The sequence below is a fragment of the Shinella sp. WSD5-1 genome, assembly GCF_963942435.1.
Taxonomy (GTDB): domain Bacteria; phylum Pseudomonadota; class Alphaproteobacteria; order Rhizobiales; family Rhizobiaceae; genus Shinella; species Shinella yambaruensis.
In genome coordinates, this window is record NZ_OZ012596.1 from 2,789,713 (window position 1) to 2,802,883 (window position 13,171).

Below are 13,171 nucleotides of genomic sequence, written 5' to 3' on the forward strand. Positions count from 1 at the left end.
CGCGACCGCCATCATTCCGCCGCCAGCATGCCGGCGGAGCCGGTCAGGAGCTCGCGCGTCGCGGCCGCCACGTCGTCCTTGCGCATCAGGCTCTCGCCGACGAGGAAGGTGGAGATGCCGGCCTTGCCGAGCCGTTCGCAATCCGCATGGGTGAAGATGCCGCTCTCGCCGACCAGCAGCCGGTCCTCGGGCACCATGCCGGCGAGCTTTTCCGACACGGCGAGATCCACCTCGAAGGTGCGCAGGTTGCGGTTGTTGATGCCGACGAGCTTGGACTTGAGCTTCAGCGCGCGCTCCATTTCCGGCGCGTCGTGCACCTCGATCAGCACGTCCATGCCGAGCGAGAAGGCGGCGTCCTCCAGCCTCTTCGCGTCGTCGTCGCCGAGCGAGGCCATGATGAGGAGGATGCAGTCCGCGCCCCAGGCGCGCGCCTCCAGCACCTGGTAGCTGTCGAACATGAAATCCTTGCGCAGCGCCGGCAGGCCACAGGCCGCACGCGCCGCCGTCAGGAATTCCGGCGCGCCCTGGAAGCTCGGCGTGTCCGTGAGCACGGAAAGGCAGGCGGCACCGCCGGCCTCGTAGGCCTTCGCCAGCGCCGGCGGATCGAAATCCGGCCGGATGAGGCCCTTGGAGGGACTTGCCTTCTTGATCTCGGCGATGAGGCCGAAGCGGCCCCCGGCCTTCTTCGCCTTGAGGCTGGCGAAGAAGCCGCGCGGCGGCTCCTGGTCGCGGATGCGGGCGCGAAGCTCGGCGGGGGAAACGCGCGCCTTGGCGGCGGCGATCTCCTCCAGCTTGTAGGCCTCGATCTTTTTCAGGATATCGGTCATGGACAATCCTACTCCGCCTTGCCTTCGTTGGAAACCGCGACAAGGCGTTCCAGCACGGTGCGGGCGCGGCCGCTTTCCAGCGCTTCGACGGCAAGCCGCATGCCGTCCTTCAGCGTTTCCGCCTTGCCGGCGACGACCAGCGAGGCGGCGGCATTGGCGAGCGAAATGTCCCGGTAGGGCATGTGCGCGCCGCCGAGCACGGAGAGGAGGGCGGCGGCATTGTGCGCGCCGTCGCCGCCGCGCAGGTCGTCGAGCGCAACCTGGGGCAGGCCGAAATCGGCAGGCGTCAGCTCGAAGGTGCGGATCTTTCCATTTTCGAGGGCGGCGACCCGGGTGGTGCCCGTCGTGGTGATCTCGTCGAGGCCCTCGCCATGAACGACCCAGATGCTTTCCGAGCCCAGGTCGCGCATCACCTCGGCGATCGGCAGCAGCCAGTGCGGCGAGAAGACGCCGAGCAGCTGGCGCTTGACGCTGCCGGGATTGGAGAGCGGGCCGAGCAGGTTGAAGATCGTGCGCGTGCCGAGTTCGACGCGCGACGGGCCGACATGCTTCATGGCGGGATGATGCAGCTGCGCGAACATAAAGCCGAGGCCGGCATCGTGCACGCAGCGCGCGATTTCCGCGGGGCCGATGTCCAGCTTGACGCCGAGGCAGGAGAGGGCGTCCGCCGTGCCCGACTTCGAGCTCAGCGCCCGGTTGCCGTGCTTGGCGACCGGAACGCCGGCGCCCGCGACGATGATCGCCGCGAGCGTCGAGATGTTGTAGGTGCCCGCGCCGTCGCCGCCCGTGCCGACGATGTCGATCGCGTCGGCGGGAACATCGACCGGCAGCATGCGGGCGCGCATCGAGCCGACCGCGCCGTAGATCTCGTCGACGGTCTCGCCGCGCACGCGCAGCGCCATCAGGAAGCCGCCGATCTGCGAGGGCGTGGCGGCGCCGGACATGATGATCTCGAAGGCGCCGCGGGCGTCCTCGCGATCCAGCGTCGCGCCCCCGGCGACCTTGGCGATATAGGGTTTCAGGTCGGACATGCGGTTCCCGTCTCCCTATCGCGCGATGCTCTGCTCGGCGAGCGTGCGGTTGATCGAGACGCCGTAGGAGGCCTGCAGGGCGCTCACCATCTGGTCGAGGATGTCGTCGCCGCTGGCGCGCGCGACGGCGGCGATCTGCTGCTCGTCGCCTGAAAGCGCGTCGGTGGCGGTCTCGGCGTTCACGTCCGTCACCTTCAGCAGGATCTGGCCCTCGCCGTCGACGCCCGGCGTGTTGGCGACATGGCCGACGGGACCGGCGAAGGCTGCGGCGACGGCTGCCGGGCTCAGCACCGGATCCTGGGCGCCGCGGTTGAGGCCCGTCTTGTTCTCCACGGCCATGCCGAGCTCGCCGGCGATGGCGGCAAGGTCGCCGCCCTTGCGCACGCGCTCGGCCAGCTCCTCCGCCTTCTTGGCGAGCGTCTGGCGCTGCTGCTCGGCGGTCCAGTCGGCAACCGCGCGTTCGCGCACTTCGTCGAGCGTGCGGTCGCGGTCCGGGATCACGTCGAGCACCTCGAACCAGGCATAGCCCTCGCGGCCGACATTGATCGGCTGCGTTTCCGTGCCGACATCCGTCTTGAAGACCTCGCCGAGAAGGGTGGCCTTTTCGGGCAGGCCGTCGATCTCCTCGCCCTTCTGGTCGTTGCCCTGGGCGTCGACGGCGTCGAGCGTCACGGCCTTGAGGTTGTTCCTGGCGGCCGCTTCCGCAAGGCTGAGGCCCTCGGCGCGCGCGTCTTCCAGCCGATCATGCACGGCGAGGATGCCGTCGGCGGCCTCGCTCAGCGCCAGCTCGCTGCGCAGCTCCTCCTTCACCTCGTCGAAGGTCTTGACGTTTTCCGGGCGGATGTTCGTCACGCGCAGGATGATCGGGCCGAACGTGCCGTCGATGACCGGCGTCGTGCCGCCGTTCTCGGCGACGGCGAAGGCGGGAGCGGCGAACTTCTGGTCCGGGACGTTCGCCTCGGTGAAATCGCCGAGCAGGACGTCGGCGGCCGTCTTGCCCTGTTCGGCGACGATGGCGTCGAAGGTCGTGCCGGAGGCGAGCTTGGCGGCGGCGGCGTCCGCGCTGGCGCGGTCGGCGAAGGTCAGTTGCTCGATCGTGCGGGTGGCCGGCGTGCGGTATTTTTCCTTGTTCTTCTCATAGTCGGCCCGCAGCGCCTCGTCGGTGATCGCGGCCGTGTCGACAATGTCCTTCGGCTCGAGCGAGACATAGACGACCTTGCGGTATTCCGGCGCGCGGTACTTGGCCTTGTTCTCCTCGAACCAGGGGGCGAGCACGTCGTCGCCCGGTGCCTTGACGGGGTCGATATTGGCATTGCTCAGGATGAGATAATCGACGGTGCGCGCCTCGTTGCGATACTGGCGCAGCGCCGCCGTCAGCACGTCCGGTGCCTTGTAGCCGTCGGAAACCGCCTCGACGACCTGCGCGCGGATCGCCACCTGGCTGCGGTTGTTGATGTAGTCGTTCTCCCTGAGGCCGGCATTGCGCAGCACTGCGGAGAAGGCCATGCGGTCGAACTGGCCGTTGACGCCGCGGAAGGCCGGGTCGTCGGCGATCAGCTGGGCGAGGCGGCCTTCGGAAAGGCCGAGGTTCATGTCGCGCGACAGCTGGTCGAGCGCGGCGCCCGCGACGAGCTCGGCGAAAACCTGATTCTCGATGCCGAAGGCGCGGGCCTGCTCGGCGTTCAGCCGCATGCCGAAGCGCTGCGACATGGTCGCGACCTGGCGCTCGTAGGCCAGGCGGAAGTCCGTCGGCGAGACGCTGACATCGCCGACCGTGACGACGGAATTGGCCGTGCCGGTGATAAGAGAGCTCGAAACGCCCCAGACAGCGAAGGAACCGACCAGAACGATCAGCAGGGCTTTTGCCACCCAAGTATGGGAGGCGCGTCTCAGGGCTTCGAGCATCGTCTAAATTTCCTCAATCACGGCGGCCATGCGGCCGGAGATCGTCTCTTAACGGAAAGTTCGCGGGAATTGAAGTCCGCCCGGCGCGCACGATGCGTGGGAAAACCGGGTCCGGCGCAAATGGGCGGGGCGGTGCCGATTTATTTTGCCGGCAAACAAAAGTTTTCTGAAATTATTGACGGAATACCGCCAGAATGGCCTATCACGATACGAAACTTCGTGCTCGGATGCGCGATCAGGCCGGTGAGTCCCGTTTCCACCGGCCGGAAGGAGGGCAGAACGTGGAATCCACGATCGTCATGATCAATCTTTTCGGCGCGGTTGCGCTGCTGCTCTTCGGCCTGGCGCAGGTGAAGGACGGCATGACGCGCGCCTTCGGCGTGCGGCTGCGCTCGGGCCTGGCGCTCGGCACGCGCGGGCCGTTCCGCTCCTTCTTCGCCGGTTTCGTCGCCACCGTCGCGCTGCAGAGCTCGACGGCGACGGCGCTGATGATCGCCTCCTTCGTCGAGCGCAACCTCGTCAGGGCGCGCATGGCGCAGATCGTGCTGCTCGGCGCCAATGTCGGCACGGCCGTCACGGCCTGGCTGGTGGCGACGGGCATCGAATCGATTTCCCCGCTCGTCATCCTGATCGGCATCGTCTTCTACAAATCGAGCAGTTCCACCGCCCGGCAGGGCCTCGGCTCCGCCCTGGTCGGCATCGGCCTGATGCTCTTGTCGCTGCACCTGCTCAGCCTTGCGACCGAGCCGATGCGCCAGTCTCCGGCGCTCGGCGCCTTCCTGACGCTGCTCGACGGCGCCTGGCCCGTGGCGCTCGCCTTCTCGACGGTCCTTGCCATCATCTCGTCTTCCAGCCTTGCCGTCGTCGTGCTCATCATCTCGCTGACGGCGATGGGCATCCTGTCGCCGGCCCTGACGGTCATCCTGGTGCTCGGCGCCAATCTCGGGGGCGCCGTGCCGCCGGTCATCGCCACCTTGAAGGCGGCCGCCTCGGCCCGCCGCGTCACGCTCGGAAACCTCCTCGTGCGCGGGGTCGGCTGCCTTGCCGTGCTGCCCTTCGCGGGGCAGGTCGCCGAGCTGCTGGCCCTCCTGCCGCTCCCGGCCACGAAGCTTCCCGTCGACGTGCACCTTGCGTTCAACCTTGTGGTGGCGCTCGTCCTCTGGCCGCTGTCCGGCCCGCTTTCCAAGCTGATGGAAAAGCTCGTGCCGGAAGAAAAGCAGCCGGAGACGGGGCCGAAATATCTCGACGATTCCGCGCTTTCGAACCCGGTCGTGGCGCTGTCCGGCGCAACGCGCGAGGTCCTGCGCATCGGCGACATCATCGAATCCATGCTGATCCGCACGATGCGGGCGTTCAACGACAACAACCTGGCGCCGCTGAAGGATGTCGGCGAACTGGAGCGGCAGGTCGACGCCCTGCAGCAGGAGGTGAAGATCTACCTCTCGCGCCTTGGCCGGCAGGGCATCACCGGCGAAAGCGCGGCGCGCTCCATCGTCATCATCGACTATGCGATCAACCTCGAACATGTCGGCGACATCATCGAGAAGGGCCTGCAGGAGCAGGTGCGCAAGAAGATCACCAACGGCCTGAAATTCTCCGACGACGGCTACAAGGAACTCGCCAACCTCTTCAACCTGACGATCGAGAACCTGCGCATCGCCCAGACGATCTTCGTCACGCGCGACGAGGGGCTGGCGCGCCAGCTCGTCGAGGTGAAGGTGGATGTGCGGCGGATGGAGAAGCAGTCGTCCGAAAAGCATCTGGCGCGCCTGCGCGACGGGCGGCTCGACAGCCTCCAGACGAGTTCGCTGCATCTCGACATGCTGCGCGACCTGAAGCGCGTCAACGCCCACCTCGTCTCGGTCGCCTATCCGATCCTCGACGAGAGCGGGCTTCTGACGGAAAGCCGCCTGCGCAGCAGCGCCAGCTGAGAAATCCTCCTGCTTCGGCCCGGGTGGAGAAGCTCTCCTCATGAACGGGCGGGCGGCCTTTGTCGCTCATCCGCGGAATCCCTTTGTCTCCTCCGCCCCGTTTTTGCTAAGGAACGGCGTCGATTTCGGGTGAACGAGGATTCTCATGATTGCAACGAAGCGCAACTGCCTGGCCGTCATCCTGGCCGCCGGCGAAAGCACCCGGATGAAGTCCTCCCGCTCGAAGGTGCTGCATCCCGTGGCCGGCCGGCCGATGATCGCCCATGTGGTCGATGCGCTGGCCGCTGCCGGCATTTCCGATATCGCGCTGGTGCTCGGCCGCGATGCCGACAAGGTCGAGGCGGCGGCGCAGAACCCCGCGGTGACGAGCTCGGTGCACATCCAGACCGAACGGCTCGGCACCGCCCATGCCGTGCTGGCCGCGCGCGAGGCCATCGCGAAGGGCTATGACGACGTGCTCGTCATCTTCGGCGATACGCCGCTCGTCACCGAGGCGCCGCTCACGGCCGCCCGTGCCGGCCTTGCCGGCGGCGCGGATGTCGTCGTCATCGGTTTCGAGGCGGCGGACCCGACCGGGTACGGCCGGCTGATCGTGGAGAACGGCGAACTGCTGGCGATCCGCGAGCAGAAGGACGCGAGCGAGGCCGAGCGCGCCATCACCTATTGCAACGGCGGCCTGATGGCGATCGACGGACGCAAGGCGCTCGACCTCATCGGCCGCATCGGCAACGCCAATGCCAAGGGTGAGTACTATCTCACCGACATCGTCGAAGTGGTGCGCGCGGCCGGCGGGCGGGCAATAGCCGTCGCGGCGCCCGAGGAGGAGCTGACCGGCTGCAACACCCGCGCCGAGCTTGCCGTCATCGAGCGGCTCTGGCAGCAGCGCCGCCGCCGCCAGATGATGCTGGATGGCGTCTCGATGATCGCGCCGGAGACCGTCTTCCTGTCCTACGACACCAGGATCGCCCAGGACGTGACGATCGAGCCGAACGTCGTCTTCGGCCCGGGCGTCACCGTCGAATCGGGTGCCGTCATCCATTCCTTCTCGCATATCGAGGGCGCGCATGTGTCGGCCGACGCCGAGATCGGCCCCTATGCGCGCCTGAGGCCCGGCGCCCATCTCGGCGCGGGCGCCAAGGTCGGCAATTTCTGCGAGGTGAAGCAGGCGGAGATCGGCGCGGGCGCCAAGGTTAACCACCTGACCTATATCGGCGATGCGATCATCGGCGAGAAGACGAATATCGGCGCCGGCACCATCACCTGCAATTATGACGGCATCAACAAGCACCTGACCCGCATCGGCGCCAATGCCTTCATCGGCTCCAATTCGTCGCTCGTCGCGCCCGTCTCGATCGGCGATGGCGCCTATGTCGCGTCGGGCAGCGTCATCACCACGGATGTGCCGGACGATGCCGTCGCCTTCGGGAGGGCCCGGCAGGAGAACAAGGAGGGCAGGGCCGTGCTCGTCCGCGAGCGCAACCAGGCGGCCAAGGCAGCCAGGAAGAAGGCGGCCGAATAGGTTGCTGCCCGCATTAACGCTTGCAATCGAAAGTGAGTGCCGCCGTGTTGCGTTGCGGCAAAAAACCACTACGAAACGAATAGAGTTGAACGAAACGAACCTGCGGAGCGGCCCATGTGCGGAATTGTCGGTATCGTCGGAACCCAGCCTGTTGCCGGTCGCCTCGTCGATGCGCTGAAGCGCCTTGAATACCGCGGCTACGATTCGGCCGGTGTTGCCACCATCGTCGACGGCAGGCTGGTGCGCCGCCGCGCCGAGGGCAAGCTCTTCAACCTCGAAAAGCGCCTCGCCGAGGAGCCGCTCGCCGGCACGATCGGCATCGCCCACACCCGCTGGGCGACGCACGGCGCGCCGACGGAGGCCAATGCCCATCCCCATTTCGTCGAGGGCGTCGCCGTCGTGCACAACGGCATCATCGAGAACTTCTCGGACCTGAAGGACGAGCTCACCGCAGGCGGCGCGACCTTCACCACCCAGACCGACACGGAAGTCGTCGCCCAGCTCGTGGCGAAATACCGCCGCGACGGCCTCGGCCGGCGCGAGGCTATGCACGCCATGCTGCGCCGCGTCACCGGCGCCTATGCGCTCGCGGTGATCTTCCAGGACGACCCGTCCACCATCATGGCCGCCCGCAGCGGCCCGCCGCTCGCCATCGGCCATGGCCGCGGCGAGATGTTCCTCGGCTCCGACGCCATCGCGCTCGCTCCCTTCACCAACGAGATCACCTATCTCGTCGACGGCGACTGGGCGGTGATCGGCCGCGACGGCGTCTTCCTCTTCGACATCGACGGCAACCGCGTCGAGCGCCCGCGCCAGGTCTCGTCCGCCGCCGCCTACCTCGTCGACAAGGGCAACCACCGGCACTTCATGGAGAAGGAAATCCACGAGCAGCCGGAGGCGATCTCCCACGCGCTCAGCCATTATGTCGATTTCCTCGCCCATACGGTGCGGCCGATCGCCGAGGAAATCGACTTCGCCAAGGTGCCGAGCCTTGCCATCTCCGCCTGCGGCACCGCCTATCTTGCCGGCCTTGTCGGCAAATACTGGTTCGAGCGCTATGCCCGCCTGCCGGTCGAGATCGACGTCGCCTCGGAGTTCCGCTATCGCGAGATCCCGCTGAACCCGGCCTCCGCCGCGCTCTTCATCTCGCAGTCCGGCGAGACGGCCGATACGCTCGCCTCGCTGCGCTACTGCAAGGAGAACGGCCTCAAGATCGGCGCCGTGGTCAACACGAAGGAATCGACGATCGCCCGCGAATCGGACGCCGTCTTCCCCATCCTCGCCGGCCCGGAGATCGGCGTCGCCTCGACGAAGGCCTTCACCTGCCAGCTTGCCGTGCTGGCCGCGCTCGCCGTCGGCGCGGGCCGGGCGCGCGGCACGATCAGCGAGGCGGAGGAGAAGACGCTGGTGCGCCACCTCGCCGAGATGCCGCGCATCATGGCAAGCGTGCTCAACACCATCCAGCCGTCGATCGAGCAGCTGTCGCGCGACCTCTCCAAGTGCAAGGACGTGCTCTATCTCGGCCGCGGCACCAGCTATCCGCTGGCCATGGAGGGCGCGCTGAAGCTCAAGGAAATCTCCTATATCCATGCCGAGGGCTACGCGGCAGGCGAGCTGAAGCACGGGCCGATCGCGCTGATCGACGAGAACATGCCGGTCATCGTGATCGCCCCGCATGACCGCTTCTTCGAAAAGACCGTCTCGAACATGCAGGAAGTCGCCGCGCGCGGCGGACGCATCATCTTCATCACCGACGAGAAGGGCGCCGCCGCCTCGAAACTCGAGACCATGGTGACGATCGTGCTGCCCAATGTCGACGAGATCATCGCGCCGATGATCTATTCGCTGCCCATCCAGCTTCTCGCCTATCACACCGCCGTCTTCATGGGCACGGATGTCGACCAGCCGCGCAACCTCGCCAAATCCGTGACGGTCGAATGATCTTTCTGCGCCCGGAACGGCCCGATGACGTCAACGCCATCCGCGCGCTGACGGAAACGGCCTTCAGGACGGCGCCGCATGCCGACGGCACCGAGCACGTCATCATCGACCGCCTGCGCGCCGCGGGCGCCCTGACGCTCTCGCTGGTGGTGGAATCAGATGGCGTGATTATCGGCCATGTCGCCTTCTCGCCGGTCACGGTTTCCGATGGCAGCGCAAACTGGTACGGCCTCGGCCCGATTTCCGTCGATCCGTCCCGGCAGGGCGAGGGCATCGGCGGCCGGCTCGTCGAGGAGGGGCTGCAGCGCCTCAAGGCTCTCGGCGCGGCCGGTTGCGTACTGCTCGGCGATCCCGGCTATTACGGCCGGTTCGGCTTTGCGGCCGATCCGAAGCTGACCCTCGACGGCGTGCCGCCGGAGTATTTCATGCGTGTGGCGTTTTCACCGGTTTACGGCGGGGGAACCGTTTCCTATCATCCGGGTTTCTACGGCTGAGTGGCCTCCCACGCTCGCCAGGTGCTGGATATCCGATGACCGACCTCGTTCCGAGGCAGTCGCTTGCCATGCGACTGCGCAACAATTTCCTGACCGGCCTCGTCATCTGCGCGCCGATCGCCATCACCATCTGGCTGACCTGGACCTTCATCCGATGGGCCGACAGCTGGGTGAAGCCCTATATTCCGGCGCAGTACAACCCGGAAAACTATCTCCAGTTCGCCATCCCCGGCTTCGGCCTCTTGACGGCGCTGGTGCTGATCACGCTCGTCGGCTTCCTCGGCAAGAACCTCATCGGCCGTACCATCGTCGAGTTCGGCGACGGGCTGTTCAACCGCACGCCCCTCGTGCGCACGGTGCACAAGAGCCTGAAGCAGATCTTCGAGACGGTGCTGAAGGACAAGGGCACCTCGTTCAACAAGGCGGCGATGATCGAATATCCGAGCCCGGGCCTGTGGGCGATCGTCTTCGTGGCGACGGATGCGCGCGGCGAGATCGCGACGAAGTTCAAGGCGATGGGCAAGGACATGGTCGCCTGCTTCCTGCCGCCGACGCCGTTCCCGACGGCCGGGTGGCTTGTCTATGTGCCGCGGGAGAAGATCGTGCCGCTCGACATGAGCGCGGAGGACGCCGCAAAGCTCATCATCTCCGTCGGCCTCGTCACGCCGCCGGAAAAGCCGCTCCAGCTCGTCGAGAGCGAGGAAGGATCGAGCAAGGCGAAGAGCAAGAAGAAGGGCTGAGGGAGGGCCTGGAAGGGCCGCTCTCTGAGCCACATCCCATCATCAGGCTTCTCCCGGAATGTCCCCAAGCTTTTCCTGGGTCATCCTCAAACCTCTCCTCCGTCATCCTCAAATCTCCCTCCGTCATCCTCGGGCTTGACCCGAGGATCCATGCGACAAAGGAGGGGCGTGCCGTGATGCCTGGATCCTCGGGTCAAGCCCGAGGATGACGTCGGGGGAGAGCAAGAAGAAGATGTCTCAGGAGATTCGCGGACACGAAGAGAGAGGCGCGGATGATGTCGGCGTCCAGCCTTCGAGCCGCCCCGCGAAGGGGCGGCCGGAAAAGGCTATTCGGTGACGGCTGCGTCCTTCTGGTCTTCCAGAATGATCTTGCTTTCCTCCGCCGGCAGGCGGGACTGTTTCTGGGTGGTCGTGACGCTTGCGGTGGTGATGGTCTTGTCGACCTTGGCTTCCGCGCTGACCTTGTTGTGCCAGGCGCAATCCGCAAAGGCGGCGGATGCCGAAAGGCCGAGCATTGCTGCGACTGCGAGAACTGTCTTCATGGCATTTCTCCTTCTTCGCTGAGGCGAGGGACAGTATGCGCTCACGCGCAGTCTCGGCGAAATCACGATTTTGTGGCCGGCGCGTTTCCGCCCTTCCGTGGGAGTACAAACCCTAGCCGGCGCGCAGGAACCGGATCGCCTCGTCGCGGCGGTAGAGATAGAGCAGCGTGCGGATCGCTTCGCCGCGCTCGCTCGTCAGGTCCGCGTCGCGCTCCAGCACATAGGCGGCGTCCTTGCGGGCGATTTCGAGAAGGTCGCCATGCGCTTCGAGGCTGGCCACCAGGAAGCCGGGCGTGCCGGACTGGCGGGTGCCCAGAAGCTCGCCCTCGCCGCGCAGCTTCAGGTCCTCCTCGGCGATGCGGAAACCGTCCTCCGTCTCGCGCAGGATGGAAAGCCGCGCCCGGCCGTTCTCGCTGAGCGGCCCCTTGTAGAGGAGGATGCAGCTCGACGCCTCCGCGCCGCGCCCGACGCGGCCGCGCAGCTGGTGGAGCTGGGCAAGCCCGAAGCGCTCGGCATGCTCGATCACCATGATCGAGGCATCCGGCACGTCGACGCCGACCTCTACCACCGTCGTCGCCACCAGAAGCCGAGTCTCTCCGGTCTTGAAGGCCTGCATGGCGGCGTCCTTCTCCGGCCCGCTCATCCGCCCGTGCACGAGACCGGCCGCATCGCCGAAGACGCTGGCGAGCGTTGCATGCCGTTCCTCGACGGACATCAGCTCGCTTTCCTCCGTCTCCTCGACCAGCGGGCAGATCCAGTAGGCCTTCTTGCCCTCGGCAAGCGCCGTGCGCAGCCGGTCGACGATGTCGCCGATGCGCTCCTGCGGCATGACGACCGTCTGGATCGGCTTGCGGCCGGCGGGCTTCTCCGTGAGCTTCGACACGTCCATGTCGCCGAAGGCGGCGAGCACCAGCGTGCGCGGGATGGGCGTCGCGGTCATGACGAGCATGTGGGGCGAGATGCCCTTGGCCGTCAGCCGCAGGCGCTGGTGGACGCCGAAACGGTGCTGCTCGTCCACCACGGCGAGCACGAGGTCCCTGTAGGCGACATTGTCCTGGAAGAGCGCATGGGTGCCGATGACGATCTGCGTCTCGCCGGAGGCGATGCGCTCGAGGATGGCGTCGCGCTCGCGGCCCTTGGTGCGGCCGGTCAGGACGTCGATGGTGACGCCGGCGGGCGCCGCCATGCGCGAGAGCGTGGCGAAATGCTGGCGCGCCAAAATTTCCGTCGGGGCCATCAGCACGGCCTGTCCGCCCGATTCGACGGCCGCCAGCATCGCCATCAGCGCCACCGCCGTCTTGCCCGCGCCGACATCGCCCTGCAAGAGCCGCAGCATGCGCTGCTCGCCCGCCATGTCCTTCAGCACTTCGGCGATCGCGACCTGCTGGCTGCCCGTCAGCGAGAAGGGCAGGGCATCGATCACCGGACCGCTCAGCGCGCCGGTCGCCACCACCGGCCGCCCGGCGACCTTGCGCAGGCGCTGGCGCACCAGGGCAAGCGAGATCTGGCCCGCCAGGAACTCGTCATAGGCGAGGCGGCGGCGGGCGGGGGCCTGCGGGTCGAGATCCGTTTCGTCGCGCGGATCGTGCAGGCGGTGGATGGCGTCGAAGGCGGAGGAAAAACCCTGCCGCTGCAGCAATGTCGGCTCGATCCATTCCGGCAGGTGCGGCACGCGCGCGACGGCCGCCTCCACCGACTTGCGCAGCACGCGCGCGGTGAGGCCGGCGGTAAGGCCGTGCACGGGCTCGACCAGCGGCACCGTGTCCGCCTCGCCGAGCCGGGCCATATAGTCCGGATGCACCATGGAGGGGCGGCCGTTGAACCAGTCGACCTTGCCGCTCACCACCACCGTCTCGTCGATCGGCAGGGCCTTTTCCAGCCAGTTGCCCTTGACGCGGAAGAAGGTGAGCGCCAGCTCCCCGGTCTCGTCGTGCAGGAAGACGCGGTAGGGCTGGCTCGATTTTCCGGGCGGCGGCGGCTGGTGGCGGTCGACACGGCCGGTGATGGTGACGATGACGCCCTGCGGCGCATGGGCGATGCCCGGCTGGTTGCGCCGGTCGACGATCGAGTGCGGGAAATGGAAGACGAGGTCGATGACCCGGCAGTCCTCGATGCTCTCCTGGCCGAGCAGGCGCGCAAAGAGATCGCCGAGCTTCGGGCCGATGCCGGGAAGCGAGGAGAGGGGAGCGAAGAGCGGATCGAGCAATGCGGGTCTCATGGCGGCCAAAATCGCCGGACCGG

General features: G+C 67.0%; 10 protein-coding genes. 5 read left to right on the forward strand and 5 right to left on the reverse strand.

The genetic code is table 11. The features are described from left to right. Positions 1–11: 11 nt before the first annotated feature. Genes trpC through AABQ55_RS13815 form a run of 3 tightly spaced genes read right to left on the reverse strand, consistent with a single transcriptional unit; the run spans position 12 to position 3,763 of the window. A complete protein-coding gene (trpC, locus tag AABQ55_RS13805; protein ID WP_272805404.1) occupies positions 12–827 on the reverse strand; it encodes an indole-3-glycerol phosphate synthase TrpC in 816 nt (271 codons plus the stop codon). Positions 828–835: 8 nt separating this feature from the next. Next, positions 836–1,858 (reverse strand): anthranilate phosphoribosyltransferase, encoded by a 1,023-nt coding sequence (gene trpD / locus AABQ55_RS13810; protein WP_272805405.1) that lies wholly within the window; start codon positions 1,856–1,858, stop codon positions 836–838. A gap of 15 nt (positions 1,859–1,873) precedes the next feature. Next, on the reverse strand, positions 1,874–3,763 hold the full coding sequence (locus tag AABQ55_RS13815; protein ID WP_272805406.1) for a peptidylprolyl isomerase: 1,890 nt from the start codon (positions 3,761–3,763) through the stop codon (positions 1,874–1,876). Positions 3,764–4,044: 281 nt separating this feature from the next. On the opposite strand from AABQ55_RS13815, the gene AABQ55_RS13820 reads away from it, so the two are divergent. From AABQ55_RS13820 to AABQ55_RS13840, 5 genes are all read left to right on the forward strand, one after another. Next, a complete protein-coding gene (locus AABQ55_RS13820) occupies positions 4,045–5,694 on the forward strand; it encodes a Na/Pi cotransporter family protein (RefSeq protein WP_272805407.1) in 1,650 nt (549 codons plus the stop codon). Positions 5,695–5,839: 145 nt separating this feature from the next. Then, positions 5,840–7,213, forward strand: a complete 1,374-nt coding sequence (gene glmU / locus AABQ55_RS13825; RefSeq protein WP_272805408.1) for a bifunctional UDP-N-acetylglucosamine diphosphorylase/glucosamine-1-phosphate N-acetyltransferase GlmU — start codon at positions 5,840–5,842, stop codon at positions 7,211–7,213. Positions 7,214–7,327: 114 nt separating this feature from the next. Further along, a complete protein-coding gene (gene glmS, locus AABQ55_RS13830; RefSeq protein WP_272805409.1) occupies positions 7,328–9,154 on the forward strand; it encodes a glutamine--fructose-6-phosphate transaminase (isomerizing) in 1,827 nt (608 codons plus the stop codon). Beyond that, a complete protein-coding gene (locus AABQ55_RS13835) occupies positions 9,154–9,648 on the forward strand; it encodes a GNAT family N-acetyltransferase (protein ID WP_272807457.1) in 495 nt (164 codons plus the stop codon). Before glmS ends, AABQ55_RS13835 begins: the two co-directional genes overlap by 1 nt. Before the next feature lie 35 nt (positions 9,649–9,683). Next, positions 9,684–10,388, forward strand: a complete 705-nt coding sequence (locus AABQ55_RS13840) for a DUF502 domain-containing protein (RefSeq protein ID WP_272805410.1) — start codon at positions 9,684–9,686, stop codon at positions 10,386–10,388. A gap of 326 nt (positions 10,389–10,714) precedes the next feature. Here AABQ55_RS13840 and AABQ55_RS13845 read toward each other — a convergent pair whose 3' ends face one another. Beyond that, positions 10,715–10,930, reverse strand: a complete 216-nt coding sequence (locus AABQ55_RS13845; protein WP_244765545.1) for a hypothetical protein — start codon at positions 10,928–10,930, stop codon at positions 10,715–10,717. A gap of 112 nt (positions 10,931–11,042) precedes the next feature. Next, complete coding sequence (recG, locus tag AABQ55_RS13850) at positions 11,043–13,148, reverse strand: ATP-dependent DNA helicase RecG (RefSeq protein ID WP_272805411.1); 2,106 nt, start codon at positions 13,146–13,148, stop codon at positions 11,043–11,045. Between the last annotated feature and the right edge of the window lie 23 nt (positions 13,149–13,171).

Excerpts from the sequence above, each read along its gene's own strand:
- glmU (WP_272805408.1), top strand. The coding sequence starts at position 5,840 with ATGATTGCAACGAAGCGCAACTGCCTGGCCGTCATCCTGGCCGCCGGC.
- trpC (WP_272805404.1), bottom strand. The coding sequence starts at position 827 with ATGACCGATATCCTGAAAAAGATCGAGGCCTACAAGCTGGAGGAGATC.
- AABQ55_RS13845 (WP_244765545.1), bottom strand. The coding sequence starts at position 10,930 with ATGAAGACAGTTCTCGCAGTCGCAGCAATGCTCGGCCTTTCGGCATCC.
- AABQ55_RS13815 (WP_272805406.1), bottom strand. The coding sequence starts at position 3,763 with ATGCTCGAAGCCCTGAGACGCGCCTCCCATACTTGGGTGGCAAAAGCC.
- trpD (WP_272805405.1), bottom strand. The coding sequence starts at position 1,858 with ATGTCCGACCTGAAACCCTATATCGCCAAGGTCGCCGGGGGCGCGACG.
- recG (WP_272805411.1), bottom strand. The coding sequence starts at position 13,148 with ATGAGACCCGCATTGCTCGATCCGCTCTTCGCTCCCCTCTCCTCGCTT.
- AABQ55_RS13840 (WP_272805410.1), top strand. The coding sequence starts at position 9,684 with ATGACCGACCTCGTTCCGAGGCAGTCGCTTGCCATGCGACTGCGCAAC.
- glmS (WP_272805409.1), top strand. The coding sequence starts at position 7,328 with ATGTGCGGAATTGTCGGTATCGTCGGAACCCAGCCTGTTGCCGGTCGC.